This window comes from Pandoraea sp. LA3 (assembly GCF_022696215.1).
GTDB lineage: Bacteria > Pseudomonadota > Gammaproteobacteria > Burkholderiales > Burkholderiaceae > Pandoraea > Pandoraea capi.
Map to the genome: position 1 here is coordinate 115,887 of NZ_PTPY01000020.1, position 15,634 is coordinate 131,520.

Genomic DNA, 15,634 nt, shown 5'->3' on the forward strand with positions numbered 1-15,634 from the left:
CAGATTGAATAATGGAGCCAATCCCCACCACCGGGAATTGGACCCGGTGGGTTGAAAGTGGAAAATGCGTCAGGCGGCGCTGATCGTCGGCGTCTGGGCCAGTCGTTCGGCGACGCGATGGCGCACACTCAGGCGGAAATGCTCGTCGTTGATGCCGGCGAGCAGGTTGGCGGCCTCCAACGCGATCAACGCCGAGGCCTCTTCGATGTCGGTGGCCACGATGGCCTTGCGCAGTTGGTCGCCGAGTTGGAGCGCCTGCGAGGACGTTCTGAAGACCTGGACCTCGCGGCTCAGGTAGCAGCCGTTGCCGCCGAACTCGAACAGCCTTGGCTTGCTGCAATACCAGCAGCCCTCGAACTGGATGGCGGTCAGGTGATGGCCGTCATCGAAGCGGGAGGCGATCAGAAGCAAGGCTTCCAGGTCGGCGCCGTCCTCGAATTGGTGGTGCTCGATCAGGTTCTCCAGCTCCCCGTCCTGGTCAGCACCGAAGTGCGCGGCCAGCCGTTCAAGCAGAGGCGGAATCGACAACTCTTCGTCGTCGGGCATGGGGATGCCGAGTTGTGTGGCCAGGTTTTCCAGACCGTCCAGCACATCTGTCCAGCGTGGATCATTGGTCTCGGCGATCTGGGCGATGTAGGCCTGCCCATTGCCGGGATGGTGTTCGTCCAGCCTGAAAGCACCGAACAGTGCTTTGATGACGGGAGTAACGTGGTCGAGCACGAGAACGCCCGTGCCTTCGTAGTAGTTGTTTGCCATGCTGGCTCCTTTCGGGGAAGTGAGCGGAGCCAGCCCATGCGGACGATGGCATCCGCAGGGAATAACCCAAGGCCGTTGGCGCCGGGCGATGGGGAAGAAAAATTGAGGGACATGGCCTTGTGGGCGCATGTCCCTCACGGGGGATCGAGAGGACGGTGGCGTGCCGGAGACCGGCTCACCAGCCGTTGTAGTTCACCAGCAGGTCGGCGATGACCTTGCGGCGTTCCAGATCGAGACCATCGAAGTCCGACAGCCCGTGGAAGTGGCAGCGCTTGAGCATGGCACCGCCCTCGCGCGCGTTGTAGAAGCTGACCATGGCAGACAGGAACATGCGTTCCCCGCTGCTCAGGACGCCGAGGGCATCGTTGAGCCGCAGCATGTCGGGACGCAAATCCCACTTGGTGCTGGCCTGGTTCAGGCCTTCACGGGTGCCGTCGCCGAACCACTCGGGACCAGCAATCTCGACACCGCGCTTCCAGGCCTCGAAGAAGGCTTGGGGCGCGGCAGCGAAATGCTGCTCTTCCCGCATGATCTGATCGACGACTTCCCGCGGCAGTAGCTGGTTCATGACGTGATTTCTCCAGTTGGATCAGGGAATGGCGAGCTGGGACCAGCCGCCTCTTTCGAGGGCGCGTTGAGCCGTGGCATAGCTGCGGAAGTACTCGCGGGATTCCCGCGAAACGGGACCTTCGGTATCGCGCGTGCCGATGTAGTGGCCGGCGGCGCTTTGCAGGACTTCGAGCGGCAGGAACTTGCCGCAGTAGGTCAGGGCCAACTGGCCGAAAGAGGCTTGCTGGGACATGGACGGGCTCCTTGGAAAAGCGGGGCCTTGTCCCTCACGGGATGGCAGCTCCCGCACGCGGTTGAAGAAAGTGCATCGGCGTCACGGGGACGCTCATCCGCAGACTTGATGCGATGCGGACTGGTGGGTTGCACGGGAAGAACCCGCGGCAGCCTGGAACCCTGGCTGCTGGCATGTGCTGACGAATCAGCGAACATGCGGGCAGCTTCGTGCGAGGGCCGTGCTGCGTCAGTTGGAAAACGGCATTCGGCCCAGCCCCGATTGATGGGCACCGGAAAAGAAAGCCCCGCATCGAGTGCGGGGCTGTCAGGAGGGTGCGGTGGCGCTGGGTCAGTCGGGCTTGTCGCCCAGGACATGCTGCTTCCACAGGTCGAATGCCTGCTCGGGTGGAAGCTCGGCGAGGATGACGATGGGCTGGGCCTGCCGGGCGCGCAGCGAAGCGAAGTACGCCTTGCGGTCGGCGATGGCCTTGAGTTTGATGCCCTTGATGAACAGCAGTTTGCCGTCCTTGATGAACAGCACCTTGTTGCCGATGTCGCGGTTGAACGCCGCTCGCACCTTGCGCTCCGCGTGCATGGCATCGGCCAGCTCATCGACCAGGAAGTCGAGGGTCATGTCGATGTAATGAGGGTCTTCACCCTCTTGGCCGAGATCGAGCGGCGCAGGCGGCAGGCCTTTGGCGAAGGCTTCGGCCTGAGCCAGCAGCGTCGTCTTGCCATTGAGCGCGCGGAGGAACGTCGAGCCGCCATGCCCGTCGTTGCGGGCCTCGGCGATGGGAGTGCCGTCGAACACGACGGTCGCGGTGAAGCACAGCGTTTCCTCGCTGGCGAAGTCGGCGACCTTGAGGTTCTTCAGCATGATGCGGTCTTGCTTGGTGATGGTGTCCATGGGAAATCCTGAAATCGACCGGGTGGCGACACGCCCCTGACGGGACGTGGCGACCATCCCGTGGGTTGGAGAAAGGAGGCATCGATACCCCGGTGGGCAGCGTTCGCCGGTGAGATGCCGAGGCGAACTGGCGGGTGGCGTGGGTGGAACCCACGGCAGCCTTGACACCCTGGCTGCGGGCTGCTGCCGACACGTCGGCAATGCAGGAGGGAGAATGGCGCGGCCCGCAGGCTGCGTCGTCGATCAATCCGAAGCGGTCGAGTCCGTCTTGTGCAGGCACTGCACCAGCCGGTTGCCCAGCCAAGCCATGCATGGGACGGCCATGGAGTTGCCAATCGCCTTGTAGCGCGGAGCATCTGCGGCAGGCTTGCCGCGGTACGGGATCAGCGTGTAGTCGTCGGGCATGCCCTGCAGCCGCTCGCACTCCGTGGGCATCAGCCGCCGCACGCGCCACTGCGACCAGTCCGCCGCACTGGGTTCATTCCAGTCGTATTGGAAATGCGCCTCGAAGTCAGGGATCAACACATGGGGCTTGTCCGCGCCGCCGCCGCTGGTGCGCAGTGCGGTCGATACGCCGTCGCCCAACTCGGCGGCAAGACCATGCTGCCGGCCCCGCAGGGCAACGCATGCCACCATCGGCACACCGTAGCCGGGCTTGCCGTTGGACAGGACGGTGCAAGCCACCTGCCCATGGCCGGACTCGAAGCGCACTTCGCCGCGGTTGTTCTGTGCGAAGGCAATGGCAGGCACCACGCCTGCGTTCGCATGGCTGCTGCGATGCCCGCCTGCGCGCAGCGTCGGTGCCCGGTTCATTACCGCATCCGCGCCGTAGCCCTGGGCGGTGAAAGCGATGATCGGAACGCCTTTGCCGGTGCCGTCCTCGCTGCTGCCCTTGCCGCCATTGGCGGTGCTGAGCGTGTGGGTGATGTTGCCCGCGATGGACTGCGCGAGGAAGGTTTCGACCTCGAAGTCATTCTTCGGGCCGGGCGCGGCGGTCAGGCAGGCGGCCACGTCGATGGGGCCCGCCGTATTGCCGCCACCGAACCCGAACGTCATGGTGACCTTGCCATAGGGCTGCTTCAGTCCGGCATAGCCTGCCGCTGCAATGCCATGTCCAGCAGCGGGGGAAGCGTCTTGCCACGGCGCGAAGCCCGGCGAAGAATCCCCGAGCAGGCCTTCGCGCTCAAAAAGTACTTCTGCGGGATCGAGGCCACCTCCACCACTTGCCACAAGAAACACGCGACGGCGACGCTGGGCGACGCCGAAATATTGGGCGTCGAGCACGCGCCACGCGATGCGGCGCCGGGGTCCAGACACACAACCTGCGTGCGCCCATTTTTGCCCTGGCGGTTGGAGCGCACGGCTTTCTCCGGCCAGTGCGCCCAGGAAATGCCCGAAGGCGTTGCTGCGGTCGTTGAGGACGCCGGGGACGTTTTCCCAGACGAGCGTTGCCGGCGTGCGGCGGTCTTGGTGGCGGGTTTGGTCGATGGCATTTGCAAGCTCCACATAGGCAAGGGTCAAGGCACCGCGCGGGTCATTCAGTCCCTGGCGCGCGCCGGCAACGCTGAACGACTGGCACGGCGTACCGCCGACCAGGATGTCGGGCGCCGGCACCGTGCCGGCGCGCACCTGGCGGGCGATCGCGGTCATGTCGCCCAGGTTGGGCACGTGCGGGTAGCGGTGGGCGAGCACGGCGCTCGGGAACGGTTCGATCTCGGCGAACCACGCGGCTTCGAGGCCGAGCGGTTGCCAGGCGAGGCTCGCGGCCTCGATGCCGCTGCACACGCTGCCGTAGAGCAGCGGCGCGTTGCGCGGCGCATGGCAAGGTTTGGGGTTCATGGCGGGTCTCCTGTTCGTGTGGCCCGGTGTCGTTGGCCGGGCCGGGACGTTGATGGGCAGGAGAAAGGCGCCGAAGGCGCAGCGGCCTTCGGCTCGGGAGGAAAGAGGAACCACCCGTGGGCTGATTGGCAGGCCCGGTCGTCGCTAGAACCGTCTGCTGTCAGCAATCACACCCGGCCCATGTCGTGGCTGGGGCCGGCATCGTCTGGCGCACATCCGCGCACAAAAGGAGCCCGTTTTTGCGCCGGCGGGCACCGGCACCGAATACCGCTGACCACGAAGGGTCTCCGGGTGGCTCGCGCAGCTAGGCAAGCCATCGGGAGACCCTTCGCAGTGGGCGAAAGAAATGCAGATCAGCAGAACGCGCTTGGCGCGGCTCGCAGAGAAGCTACCTTCAGGTCCCGTGGCCGGGGACGGCCGGGCGGGACGCGCACACGGATCAAGAAGGCGTTGCGCGCTGGGCGTCCCGCAGGGCGTGCGGGACACGGGCCACGCCGCCGATGGCGGGCACGGCTCACGGGGAACGGGGTCGGTCAGGAGCCTTTACGGCCGCTGCGGCGCGGGCGCGAGGCACCGCGCTTGGACGCGCCGGATTCAACCGGCAGCGTGCCTTTGCAGTCTGGATAGCGACTGCACGACCAAAACGGGCCGCTCTTGCCACTGCGCTGGCGCGTGGGCGCGCCGCATTGTGGGCAAGCCGGCCCTTGGGGAACCTTGATGGACAGCGACGTGCTGCCATACTGCGCGATCAACTGTGAGATCCATGCGGCCTGCTTGTTGATGAACAGGTCCAGTGTGAGCTGGCCGGTTTCGATCATGTCGAGTGCCTGTTCCCAGACGGCGGTGGTGCCTGGATCGGCAATCGCCGCGGGTACGGCGTCGATCAGGGTGAAAGCCGCATCCGAGGCGCGGATCGCGCGCCCCTTCTTCACGATGTAGCCGCGGACGATCAGGCCGCTGATGATGTTGGCGCGCGTCGCTTCGGTGCCGATGCCGACCGTATCCTTGAGCTTCTGTTTCAAGCGCGGGTCCGAGACCAGCTTGGCGACGCCCTTCATGGACTTGACCAACTCGCCCTGCGTGTAGGGTCGAGGCGGCAACGTCTTGAGCGCCTTCAGATCGACACCGGCCACCTGGCATGCCAGACCCTCGCGTAGCGCGGGCAGCACCTGGCTGCGGGTTGCGCCGTCGCCATCCTCCTCGGGTTGAGGTTCCGCCAGCACCAGGCGCCAGCCTTTGACGACGACCTGCTTGCCGGTGGCCGCCAGCGTTTGCTGGCCACAGGAGAGGTTCGCCACGGTGCGATCGAACTCGTGGTGAGGAAGGAACTGCGCCAGATAGTGCGCCCGGATGAGCCTGTACACCGCCGACTCCTTCTCGCTCATGGCCGAGAGGTTCGCCGGTTCGAGCGTCGGGATGATGCCGTGGTGCGCGGACACCTTCGCATCGTTCCAGACGCGTGAGCGCACGGAGCGGTCGAGCTGGGCCATGATCGGGCGCAGCGTGGGATCGGTCTTGAGCAGGCTGTCCAGGACCGTGGGCACCTCGGCGAACATGCTTTCGGGGAGGTAGCCGGAATCCGAACGCGGGTACGTCGTGGCCTTGTGCGTCTCGTAGAGGACCTGGGCGATCTCCAGTGTCTCCTGCACGTCCAGCCCAAGCTGCCTGGAACACACCTCCTGCAAGGTCCCCAGGTCGAACGGCAGCGGCGGGCCTTCCCGCACACGCTCGGTTTCGACCGAGACGACCTGGGCGCTGCCGGCCGCGCGCATCTGCTGCGCCGCCTGCTGTGCCACCGGCTGCTGCAGGCACCGGCTCGCGTCGTCGGTGCAGCCCTCGGGTGGAACCCACTGCGCGGTGAAAGCCTGGCTGCCAGCGGACAGGGACACGTCGATGGCCCAGTACGGCACGGACACGAAGGCTGCGATCTCGCGATCCCGGTCCACGACCAGTTTGAGCGTCGGGGTCTGGACGCGGCCGACCGATAGCACGCCGTCGTAGCCGGCCTGCCGCCCCAGCACCGTGAACAACCGGCTTAGGTTCATGCCGACGAGCCAGTCCGCCCGAGAACGCGCCAGCGCCGAGTAGTACATCGGCAATGTCTCGGCCGATGGCCGGAGCTTGCCGAGCGCGGCGCGAATGGATGCGTCGTTGAGCGCCGACAGCCACAGCCGCTCGATGGGACCGCGGTAGCCGCACAGGTCGATGATTTCGCGAGCGATCAACTCGCCCTCGCGGTCGGCATCGGTAGCGATGACAAGCTGGGTCGCCTTAGCCAGAAGCGCCTTGACGACCTTGAACTGCGTGGCGGTTTTCGGTTTGACCTTGACCCGCCAATGCTGGGGAATGATGGGCAACTGCTCGATGGACCAGCGCTTCAACTGCTCGTCGTAGGCTTCGGGCGCTGCGGCTTCCACGAGATGGCCGATGCACCAGGTGACGGTGACGCCGGAACCATTGAGGCAGCCTTCACCGCGCCGCGTGGCACCGAGAATCCGGCCAATGTCTTTGCCCTGGGAGGGCTTCTCGCACAAGAACAGCCGCATGTCCGTCCATCCGATTCCCGTTGTTCATGGAGTTGCTGGAATCGAGGATGCCGAGCGCCACCTGGGGCAGCAGCAAACAAGCCGCATGCGGCGGCGACCGCTTTCACGGGATGGAATGGCTTGGGCGGGGATGGCGCGTGGCCGCAGGTGTGCGGACCAGGAGCCGCGATTTGCGGGAGCGCGTGGAAGTCGATGGACGTTGATGGAGCTATCCCCTGGGGATAGCTTTTTCGGATGCATGGAGGGCGGCGAAGCATTGCGGCCGCCGCCCTCCATGCCGGTTCACTTCCTGCGCTTCGCCTCCTTCGGCGCGGTCGATTCTTGAGCGGCCTGGGGCTTCGGTTCTGCCTCCTGCGGCTTCGGACTGAGGGCCACGGACTCGATGCGGTACGGCAGGATGCCGACGCTGCGCGCATTGATTTGCCAGGTTTCGCGCGGCTGATCCTCGTTGTCCGTCCAAGGCTCGCGCTCCATGCGGCCGGTGACCAGCACGCGCATGCCTTTCTGGTACAGGTCCTTCCAGTGCTCGGCGTCGCGGTGCCAGATTTCCACCGGCGCCCAGAAGCCGCCGCGGTCCTCGAAGGTGCCATCCTTCTTGGGCACGGGGTTGTCGAAATAGACGTTCAGGCGCAGCAAGCGGCTGGGTTCGTCATTGCCGTTGGGGAATTCGCGGTACTCCGGTGGCGAGCCGATGTTGCCTTCGCCAGAAAAATGCGTGCTCATGGTGTGATCTCCGTGGTGGTTGAAATACCCGTGCCTCGTCGGCGCCGGGCGCGTGCTGGGATGCCCGGCGCAATCACCGATCGCGCATTGCGGCAGGAACGGACGTGAGCCGGCGCAGGTAGGCGTCGTCCGCCTCGGCGGCCTTGCTGGCGCATTCCTGCGCCTGCCTGCCCAGGGTGTGCAGCAGGCTGATCTGCATGTTCAACGTGATGCGCTGCAGTTCGATCGCGTGCAGGTCGGCCAGCAGGTTGACGGGCGTGCTGCTGCTGGCGATCAGCTCCCGCCACAGCGCCACGCCCATGGCCGACCTGTCGTGTCTGCGCCAGCGCAAGAAGACGGTTCCTGCGCCAGTGGTCTGTTGGGCCAGTTCGATGGGCAGCAGGTGGAAGGGGTGCCCGCATGCCTGCTCCAGCACCTGTCGCTGCGCCAAACCGATCAGTTCGTCGCGCATGGCGAAGCACTGGCTGGCCCAGGCCTCGAAGTCCCCTTTACCCTTAAAAGGCTTTAAAAGGCCTTTTAGAGAGGCCGCGTGTTCCAGCCTCATGAAGGCACCCTGTTGCAGGCCCCGGAAGTAGCGGGTCGGTTGGTTCAGATCGTTCATGCGGGCTCGTCCTCGCCGGCTGACGCTTCGGGCGGCTCTGCGGTGGCGGCTTCGTCGCTGGGCGGAGGCGCTGTGGCAGGACCGTCGCCGCGCTGTTGCAGGCCACGGCGCACGACGGGTGGCGCAAACTTCGAGCGGCGTGTCCCCTCCAGCACCTCCTGCGGCAGTTCGCCGTATTTCTCCAGCGCGACTCGCGCAGCGGCGTTCTTCGCCGCGAAATCGTCGCGGGTGCAGCCCGAGTAGCGATACTGCTGGGCCAGCGAGAACAGGCTGCGCAGCGCGTGCGCGCCCTCGTTGAGCCAGCGTTCCAAGGTGCTACGGTCGATGAGCGCGGTGTGGTGGGCGAGGATCAGCTTGCGGGCGATGTCGTCGTAGTCGGCCAGGAGATAGACCGCGGCAAAGCCGAGCTGCGCGTTGACGAAGAGCGGGAGCTTGACCGGCTGCACGTTGAGGTTTTCGCCCAGGCTGAGCGCCGGTGGCACGCTCGCCAGCGCCTGGTCCACCTGCTCGCGCAGCGATTGCAGCGTGACCTTGGTCTGGTCGAGCTTGTCCTCGATGCGCAGCATCCACCAGTCCGAGTACGGGTCGTCCTGCTCCGAGCCCCGCCGCATCTTGTTCATCTGGGCGATGTAGCCGTTCAGGCCGACGATGCCCGGTCGCCCCTCGGCGGCGGCGCGGCCGTGCCAGATGCGGGAAGCGTGATGGGTGTGCAGGGTCAGCGACATCGCGCTGCGCAGGGAGCCGAGATTCAGTTGCAGAGGTTCATTGGTTGCCATGGTGTCCGCTCGTTGTTGGAAAAGGAGCGGCCAGCTTCGGCAGGAAGCGGAAGGCAGTCAGTCAAGAATCCGAATCCCGGCGGGCCCCGGTTTAGGGCGCGGCGGTTGCATGCGGCGCGAGCTATCCCCAGGGGATAGCTCCATGGAGCGCCAACGAACGCTGCACGCCGGGATCAGGGGGGACAACACCGATGCTGCGGCAGACGGTCGATCCCAGGCCTGCGACAGCTTGGCGTTGTGCCCAGCGGCGGAACTATCCCCAGGGGATAGCTCTATTGGTGGCCATGGGCATCTACTTCACCGCCTTGCATGCCGGCTCACTTGCTGGCGAGCAGATTGCGTAGCCGCTCGATGTGCTGCTTGGCGACTTCCGGCGGCACTGGCTTACCCTGCGGCTGAGGTGGCGGTGCTGGTGGTGGCCGCTCGTTTGGCGGGACGGATGCCGATGGCGCGTCTTTCTTGGCCCAGGCATTGAACTCGCCATGGATGGCGCGCTGGATGATGCCGAACAGATACCCCGCAGGATTGCGGATGCCATGACTGCTGCATCGTGTGGCCCAGTCGTCCAGCACGGCCTGTCTCAGCGCGGCATCGACCTGCTGCAATGCCACCCTGGCACCTGTCTGCTGCTCTGCCTTCAGTTCCGTGAAGCGCTTGGGCCATTGCAGATCGCCCAGCGCGCGCGCCTGCGCGGTAGTACGTACTTCATTAATACGACTACTACGTACTGTACGGGCCTGCTTCGGATTCCGAAGAGAGGCGTCTGGCGCGGGTTTCGCCCCTGCTTCGGATTCCGAAGACGGGTCGTCCGCATTCCGAAGAAGGCTCGATGCTCCTTCTTCGGAATCGTGGGCGGCATCCTCCTGTGGATAACTTTCGGCGGCCGTGATGCCTTGGCTGGCGAGGCGTTCGGCCAGGACCTGTAGCCGAGACGGCAGTGTGCGTCCGGAGAGCATCGGATCTTCCGCGATCTCCTTGAGGGTGTTCAGGCCGACCATCTGGACAGCCTTGGCCGAATGGCCGAGGGACTGGCTGACCAGTGCCAGGTAGTCGGCGTCGAGCTGCATGGCCTCGAAGGGCGTCAGTGGTTCATCGTGCAGAACGTAGAGGTTGCCGAGGATGCGGCCGGTCTTGGGGTCACGCCGTCGCCGTACCAGGCTCAACCATCGGGTGAGGCGCAACAGCGTCAACGCTCGGGCCACGGTTTCATGCGAGGCCTGCCCGGCGCAGGGCATCGACGCCAGCCAGGGTCGAAGCTGCTCATACGTCGGGAAGGCTGTCACGCCATCGTCGTTGAGCATCAGCCGGAACACCTGCCAGGCGTTGCGCTCCAGCGGCGTCAGGCGACGGTCGAGGAACAGCCGCCGCGGCACGGTCTCGTGCCGGTTGCCGCTGAAGAGGAAGGCATCGCCTGACGTGGCAGGCGTCGGCGTAGGCATGGGTGCTGGCGCACTGGGGCTGGGCTTGGGCGCGAGGTCTTTCAGGGCAGCATCGAACAGATCCGCGAGTGCGACGGGGCCACGGCGTGGTGCGGTGTCGTCCACGGCCATGGCTCAACCCAGTCCCTGATCGACCCAGCTCTTGATCGAGGCCCAGACCACCGACAGAGGCAGCGACATGCCTTCGGCCAAGTCCATGGAGGCGTCGAGGATGGAGGTTTCGTCTTCGAGATCGACATTCCTACTGCCGGTCACGGCCTTCCATTGCCGCCACAGCTCCGTGTCCTGTTTCTCGTCCAGCACGGGGTGGCGGCCCTTCCGCTTCGGCAGGCCGAGGATTTCGCGGCGAAGCGCCACCTCCTGGTGGGTCAAGCCATAGAATCGACTGACCATCTCGGTGCTCGCGCCCAGCCTGAGCATGCGATCGACCGTGGCGATTTCCTTCTCCACGTCCTGCGCCTGCTTGAGCAGCCGCCGGAGCACTTCGCGGTTGACCGTCACCGAGCACCAGGAGACGTTGGCGTTGGCCAGCACACTAATCAGCGCGGGATGCTTGAGGGCGTCCAGTTCTTCCTCGCCAAACCCCATCAGTTTGCAACGACGCAGTTGCCCATTGCGCAGGTCATAAAGGGCTTGGGCGATCACGGCCTGGTTGAGTGGGTGTGGTGCGGACATGTTGGCCTTCCTCGCTCACGTTCCAAGGTCCGCAGCGCCGGCTTCCAGGTCGAGCAGGCGCCGGGCCAGCCGCAGCAGCCGGAACAGCTTGACCAGCGCGGTGTCGCTCAATCGCTGGGCCGCATCACCCTGGCCGTGCAGCAGCGTCGGCAGGTCGATGACGACTTGCCCGTCATGCAGGCCGACGTCGGCGAGCCGCTGACCGGCCAGGCACGCCAACAGCGCGAGGACGGCACGGCCCAGCGGCTCCGGGCTTTGGCTGCGGGCCCGGCAGGCGAAACCGATACCGTCTGCACGGTCATCAATGAACTCTTCCAGGTCTGCCTCGCCCGCGATTTCGCGGGCGAACTGTGCGATGTGGATGCGCAAGCGCTCGGGTGTATCCAGGCCGGGATCGATGTACCAGACATCGGATATCGGATAGAGCCCGCCGGCCTGCACGGGGATGGACTGCAAGACGCTCGCCGAGAAGTCGGGCGGCAGCGCATCACCCAACTGGTCGGCGACCATGCGCTGGATGGACTGGAGCCGTTCGGTCGTCGGTGCCGGCGAGACGATGTGCTCCCGAAGCAGATCGCTCCCCGCCGCAGGGCTGGCCGCACCCGCCTGGCTGGCATCCGCGTCGCTCTCGTGCGTCGCGGGCGTTGCCGCAGGTCGGCCCGCAGGCGGCGCTGCCGATGCAGCCCCTGCGGTGGGTGGCGCGGTGTTGGCAGGTGGGCGCGCGATGGTTCCCGGCTCCGGCAATGCAGGCGGCGTCGAGGGCGGTGTTGGGTCGCTGACCAAGGCGCGCTGCCGGCTCTCGGATTCGGTCATGTCCAGGGCGAGCACGTCGTAATCGACACCCAGCAACTCGGCCATCTGGCCGATCAGCTCGTCCTGTACGCGCTGCGCGGAGAACTCGTCGGCCTGGACGTCGAATTGCGACAGCACGTCCTGGAAAAACTCGTCGAAGTCCTGAACCAGTGAGCGGCCCTTGGCGTAGCGCTCCCACGCGAGCATGCAGGCTTTGCGCATGACCGACAGGCGTTCGACCTGATGGCGACCGAGGCCGCCATAGAGCACGGTGGGGATCGCGGGCAGGAGGTAGCGCACCGCGTCGTTCATGCGGCTGATGTGCGACTGTTGGACCGGGAAGCCATCGGCAGCGAGGCGGCGGGCCAGCTCGGACTGGCTCAAGGTGGCGCCGCTTTCTTGCTCGTAGAACTCGCGCGCCTTCTCGACGCCGAGGGCGCGCTCGATGAACGTGAGGCCCCCGCGCAATTCGTTCTCGGCCAGGTGGCCGGTCAACATGACGACTTCGCCGCGGCTGGGCCAAGGCCGGAACAGGCACGATATACGGAAGAATCGCTCGTCCTTGGTCTCCGACCATAGTTCGCGCAGGATCGCCAGCCGCGTATTTCCGCCGTTGCGGATGATGTAGTGATCGTCACCTGGTCGGCGAGTGATGGCCGGCGCCGCGTCCAGGCCGCGCTCACGGATGGACGCCTTGATTTCCTCGTAGGCCGGGTTGCGTTTTTTCCTGGGATCGTGGTCGTAGGGACGCAACTGATCCAGGGTCACGACCATGGGGGTGTCGGCGATCGGGTCGCTCAAGGCCGAGGCTGACGGGCCGTTGCGCTCGAATCCGGCCGCGAGCAGCTTGCCGGCCATCTGCTGGGAGGTGATCTCAGCCATGGCCGCCTCCCTGTGCTTGGGATCGGGCCTCGCGCTCGGCGCGGCGGATTTGCGCACGGGCGTTGAGGGTCGCCCGGTGGTCGCTGGCGGTCGAGCTGGTGTAGATCGCGGCGCAGCCAGCCTTGGTGAATTTGAGGTGGCCGCCCGGCGTGCGTTTGACGTGCCACCCTTCGCTAACCGCGAACTCGATCAGGGCGCGAAGCCGCTTATGGCCTCGGGCAAGCTCATGTGCGTTCGCCATGAGGCCTCCCGGTATCAAGAGGGTGTGGCGGACGGCCGGACACCATGGCAAATCGGTGCTGCCATTGCGGGAACAGTTCGTCTGCGAGGCCGCGCATGGTGTCGAGCGCGGCGGGGGCGACTCTGCCCGGCGGCTGGCGGTATTCGACCCGATGCACCGGCAGTCCGCGCGTAGCTGCACGCGGATACGCCTCGATGGCCGGCACGTCGGTGGACAGCACGCGGATGCCGGCGTGGTCCTGGAAAAGATCGCGCAGGGCCTGCTGGATCAGCCGTGCATTGGCGGACACAGGATGGACGCGATTGATGAGCAGATGCAGAGGTGGAGGCTCGATGCCCAGGTGCCGGTACGGCGCAATGTCTTCGAGCAACTGCATGGTGCCGCGCCGCAGCTCGCGCGCCGCGAGGATTTCCGGGGTCACGGGCGATAGCGCGAGGTCGGAAGCGAGCACCGCCATCTCCAGCAACACCGAGCGCGCGCCTTGGGTGTCGATCAGCACCAGGTCATAGAGAGGTGCCAAGACCGGCAAGAGATGGCGCAACCGCAGGCGCCCATCTGGCGCGTGCAGCAGCAAGGTGTTCAGCTCGCCTCGGTGGTCGTTGGAGAGCACCAAGTCCAGGCCAGCGATGATCGTGCGGGAAATAAGCAGCCCGAGGTCGCGCTCGTTGAAGGCCAGCAACTCGTAGATGCCACCAGGTGCGCGGTGGCCTAGCTCGTAGTACGAGGACAAGGTGGGCTGCACGTCGAGGTCGAGTAGCAGCACACGCAGCCCCGCGTCCGCGGCAAGCCCGCCGAGGTTCGCGGCCGTGGTGGTTTTGCCGACGCCACCTTTGGTTGAAATGATGGATACGACCTGCATGGCGTTCTCCGTGTGAGGATGGGAAGTCCGCGGGAGAACGGGTCAGGCCCGGTTGTTGACGCGCTCGGCGATCCACTGATCGATCTCGATGGAGTCCCAACCCACTGCGCGCACCCCCAGACGCAGCGCCTGGGGGAACTGGCGTTTCTTCATCAGGTTGTAGATGTGAGCGCGTTTGAAGCCGGATTTCGCTTCGACTTCTTCCAGGCGCAGGATGCGGCGCTCGTTCGGTGGCAGTACAGGTGTTTGCGACATGGCGGTCACTCCTGAACGCTCAGTGGCGTTTGTTGGCGTGACCTCCATTCAATAGACATGGCTGCGGAAAGACATTGCAAATGCAATCTCCGCGACTGCACATACAAGCTGGAAAAACTTCAGAGGGATGCGCTACGCAGCCGGCGCCTTGCAGTGGCGAACTTGCCGTTCAACGTCCGCTCCGCGATACCCATGGCGCCGCCGTGATGAGCAACTAGTGCGCTGACAACGGCTTCCTGGGTCTTGAAGCTGGAGTACGGCGTGCCAGATGGAGATTGGCCGAGCATCAGGTCCAGCATCCCTCCGATGATGTTCAGATAGGTAGCTTCCGCCCGGTCGCTGATGGGGCATTGAGCGCACGCGGGGATCGCCGTGGACTGCTTGAGAAGAGCATCGTGCTTCTCCTGCAATTCTTGCAGTTGACGCTTGTACAGACCCAAGGCAGATTTAAGGGCGAGTCGTTCGACCAGCATGGCTTGCCCCGTTTCTAGCGAGATGACAGGATGGGCGATGCGCTCGCTGCGCGAGAACAGGAAGCCAGGACGTTGCTCGGGGTAGTGCTGGCGCATCCAGCGCTTCAGATCGACATGGCGAACCGTCAGATCAGGGGACTCGATCAATGCGATATCGCGTGTCGTGATGCCGTTCTCCCCGAAGGGCAGCTCACCATTGAGGATGCCGTCGTAGATGCGTTCGGTGTACAGCCGCAGTTCGCCCCAGCGTGGGCAGTCCAACGACTCTGGCAGATTCCTGGGAGATGAAATCGAGGCCAGGATCACGGGCTCGTACCGCAGCAGCCCAGCCCAACGGATGGACGCTTCAATCGGGCGATAGAACACCTTTGATGTTGGTGCATCATTCTTGTTCTCGTGCATGCTCCGTCTCCTTCCAGGAGAAGAACTACATGGCCGACTCCTTTATCGCCGACCCCGTGGTCGGGCAGTTGTCTGTGCAGGAAGCGAACCCCGAGGCCCGGTTCGTCATGAGGCTTGAGCACCTCTCACCAGTTCGTTCTACTGGTAGCCGTCATGTGCCCAATGTGTAAAAATTCATCGACCGCTAGAAGGTCGAGCATCGGGATAGAGGCTCGACAGTGACGCTCACGCTATCAGCGTCGTAATAAGTTGCGGCTTCTGCAAAACTGTCTCGGTATGGCCTTATATGCCAGCGGTGTCACAAGGCGCAGTGGCATGGCTGTTGTCGTCTACCGTCCCGTTAAACGCAGCGAAACCACCCCTGTCATACCCACCCAGGCATCCTGATATACCGATAAAGAATCGCGCGCGTAGGCCCGATGGCTAGGGTGCGCGCTCTTTCATGGTGAACTGACCACATGGCGGACGTGCGCTCGACGCTTCGCGGTTGCCGCTTCAAGGCGACATGCGAACTGCGCCGACATCGGAGGCATCTGGCTGGCCTGCGTCGTGGTCTTGAAGCGGGAGAAGAGGGTCAGCCAGCGAACCTTGGTCCGTCGCGGACTGAGGGCGCGTCTGATGTGCTGGGTACGTGTCCTTGGCCGCTAGTGGTGCTCTTTGGATGATCCTTGTTGCCGAGGACGAA

16 protein-coding genes are annotated in these 15,634 nt (G+C 64.9%); all 16 read right to left on the reverse strand.

What is annotated here, in order from left to right; translation table 11 throughout:
• Positions 1–69: 69 nt before the first annotated feature.
• The 16 genes from C5N93_RS03985 to C5N93_RS04060 all read right to left on the reverse strand — a co-directional run bounded on the left by C5N93_RS03985 (position 70) and on the right by C5N93_RS04060 (position 14,949).
• Positions 70–756, reverse strand: a complete 687-nt coding sequence (locus C5N93_RS03985; protein ID WP_242558353.1) for a hypothetical protein — start codon at positions 754–756, stop codon at positions 70–72.
• Between the two features lie 175 nt (positions 757–931).
• Entirely contained in the window at positions 932–1,324 is a 393-nt protein-coding gene (locus C5N93_RS03990; RefSeq protein ID WP_242558354.1) for a hypothetical protein, read from the reverse strand.
• A gap of 21 nt (positions 1,325–1,345) precedes the next feature.
• On the reverse strand, positions 1,346–1,558 hold the full coding sequence (locus tag C5N93_RS03995) for a hypothetical protein (RefSeq protein ID WP_096219441.1): 213 nt from the start codon (positions 1,556–1,558) through the stop codon (positions 1,346–1,348).
• A 330-nt stretch (positions 1,559–1,888) separates the two neighbouring features.
• A complete protein-coding gene (locus C5N93_RS04000) occupies positions 1,889–2,446 on the reverse strand; it encodes a hypothetical protein (RefSeq protein WP_242558355.1) in 558 nt (185 codons plus the stop codon).
• A gap of 243 nt (positions 2,447–2,689) precedes the next feature.
• The gene (locus tag C5N93_RS04005; protein ID WP_242558356.1) at positions 2,690–4,285 is read right to left on the reverse strand and encodes a DNA cytosine methyltransferase; all 1,596 of its coding nucleotides are present in this window, start codon (positions 4,283–4,285) and stop codon (positions 2,690–2,692) included.
• Between the two features lie 533 nt (positions 4,286–4,818).
• Entirely contained in the window at positions 4,819–6,831 is a 2,013-nt protein-coding gene (locus C5N93_RS04010; protein ID WP_242558357.1) for a DNA topoisomerase III, read from the reverse strand.
• Positions 6,832–7,113: 282 nt separating this feature from the next.
• The gene (locus C5N93_RS04015; protein WP_242558358.1) at positions 7,114–7,554 is read right to left on the reverse strand and encodes a single-stranded DNA-binding protein; all 441 of its coding nucleotides are present in this window, start codon (positions 7,552–7,554) and stop codon (positions 7,114–7,116) included.
• 73 nt (positions 7,555–7,627) lie between these two features.
• Positions 7,628–8,155: a DUF3158 family protein gene (locus tag C5N93_RS04020; protein WP_242558359.1), complete on the reverse strand. Its 528-nt coding sequence runs from the start codon at positions 8,153–8,155 to the stop codon at positions 7,628–7,630.
• Positions 8,152–8,931: a PFL_4669 family integrating conjugative element protein gene (locus C5N93_RS04025; protein ID WP_028690963.1), complete on the reverse strand. Its 780-nt coding sequence runs from the start codon at positions 8,929–8,931 to the stop codon at positions 8,152–8,154. Before C5N93_RS04025 ends, C5N93_RS04020 begins: the two co-directional genes overlap by 4 nt.
• A gap of 317 nt (positions 8,932–9,248) precedes the next feature.
• Positions 9,249–10,481, reverse strand: a complete 1,233-nt coding sequence (locus C5N93_RS04030; protein ID WP_020205340.1) for an STY4528 family pathogenicity island replication protein — start codon at positions 10,479–10,481, stop codon at positions 9,249–9,251.
• A 3-nt stretch (positions 10,482–10,484) separates the two neighbouring features.
• A complete protein-coding gene (locus C5N93_RS04035) occupies positions 10,485–11,045 on the reverse strand; it encodes a DUF2857 domain-containing protein (RefSeq protein WP_029044111.1) in 561 nt (186 codons plus the stop codon).
• 15 nt (positions 11,046–11,060) lie between these two features.
• Positions 11,061–12,719, reverse strand: coding sequence for a ParB family protein (locus C5N93_RS04040; RefSeq protein ID WP_020205338.1), 1,659 nt, complete (start codon positions 12,717–12,719; stop codon positions 11,061–11,063).
• Positions 12,712–12,960, reverse strand: coding sequence for a type II toxin-antitoxin system HicA family toxin (locus C5N93_RS04045; protein WP_242558360.1), 249 nt, complete (start codon positions 12,958–12,960; stop codon positions 12,712–12,714). The genes C5N93_RS04040 and C5N93_RS04045 overlap by 8 nt, the downstream gene beginning before the upstream one ends.
• A complete protein-coding gene (locus tag C5N93_RS04050) occupies positions 12,944–13,819 on the reverse strand; it encodes a ParA family protein (RefSeq protein WP_020205336.1) in 876 nt (291 codons plus the stop codon). The genes C5N93_RS04045 and C5N93_RS04050 overlap by 17 nt, the downstream gene beginning before the upstream one ends.
• A 42-nt stretch (positions 13,820–13,861) precedes the next feature.
• Complete coding sequence (locus tag C5N93_RS04055; protein ID WP_011347600.1) at positions 13,862–14,074, reverse strand: AlpA family transcriptional regulator; 213 nt, start codon at positions 14,072–14,074, stop codon at positions 13,862–13,864.
• Positions 14,075–14,193: 119 nt separating this feature from the next.
• The gene (locus tag C5N93_RS04060) at positions 14,194–14,949 is read right to left on the reverse strand and encodes a hypothetical protein (protein WP_020205335.1); all 756 of its coding nucleotides are present in this window, start codon (positions 14,947–14,949) and stop codon (positions 14,194–14,196) included.
• Positions 14,950–15,634: the final 685 nt, after the last annotated feature.

Bases quoted from the DNA above. Each gene is read 5' to 3' on its own strand.
- C5N93_RS03995 (WP_096219441.1), bottom strand. From the start codon at position 1,558: ATGTCCCAGCAAGCCTCTTTCGGCCAGTTGGCCCTGACCTACTGCGGC.
- C5N93_RS04040 (WP_020205338.1), bottom strand. From the start codon at position 12,719: ATGGCTGAGATCACCTCCCAGCAGATGGCCGGCAAGCTGCTCGCGGCC.
- C5N93_RS04045 (WP_242558360.1), bottom strand. From the start codon at position 12,960: ATGGCGAACGCACATGAGCTTGCCCGAGGCCATAAGCGGCTTCGCGCC.
- C5N93_RS04015 (WP_242558358.1), bottom strand. From the start codon at position 7,554: ATGAGCACGCATTTTTCTGGCGAAGGCAACATCGGCTCGCCACCGGAG.
- C5N93_RS04010 (WP_242558357.1), bottom strand. From the start codon at position 6,831: ATGCGGCTGTTCTTGTGCGAGAAGCCCTCCCAGGGCAAAGACATTGGC.
- C5N93_RS03990 (WP_242558354.1), bottom strand. From the start codon at position 1,324: ATGAACCAGCTACTGCCGCGGGAAGTCGTCGATCAGATCATGCGGGAA.
- C5N93_RS04055 (WP_011347600.1), bottom strand. From the start codon at position 14,074: ATGTCGCAAACACCTGTACTGCCACCGAACGAGCGCCGCATCCTGCGC.
- C5N93_RS03985 (WP_242558353.1), bottom strand. From the start codon at position 756: ATGGCAAACAACTACTACGAAGGCACGGGCGTTCTCGTGCTCGACCAC.
- C5N93_RS04020 (WP_242558359.1), bottom strand. From the start codon at position 8,155: ATGAACGATCTGAACCAACCGACCCGCTACTTCCGGGGCCTGCAACAG.
- C5N93_RS04000 (WP_242558355.1), bottom strand. From the start codon at position 2,446: ATGGACACCATCACCAAGCAAGACCGCATCATGCTGAAGAACCTCAAG.
- C5N93_RS04060 (WP_020205335.1), bottom strand. From the start codon at position 14,949: ATGCACGAGAACAAGAATGATGCACCAACATCAAAGGTGTTCTATCGC.
- C5N93_RS04030 (WP_020205340.1), bottom strand. From the start codon at position 10,481: ATGGCCGTGGACGACACCGCACCACGCCGTGGCCCCGTCGCACTCGCG.
- C5N93_RS04025 (WP_028690963.1), bottom strand. From the start codon at position 8,931: ATGGCAACCAATGAACCTCTGCAACTGAATCTCGGCTCCCTGCGCAGC.
- C5N93_RS04050 (WP_020205336.1), bottom strand. From the start codon at position 13,819: ATGCAGGTCGTATCCATCATTTCAACCAAAGGTGGCGTCGGCAAAACC.
- C5N93_RS04005 (WP_242558356.1), bottom strand. From the start codon at position 4,285: ATGAACCCCAAACCTTGCCATGCGCCGCGCAACGCGCCGCTGCTCTAC.
- C5N93_RS04035 (WP_029044111.1), bottom strand. From the start codon at position 11,045: ATGTCCGCACCACACCCACTCAACCAGGCCGTGATCGCCCAAGCCCTT.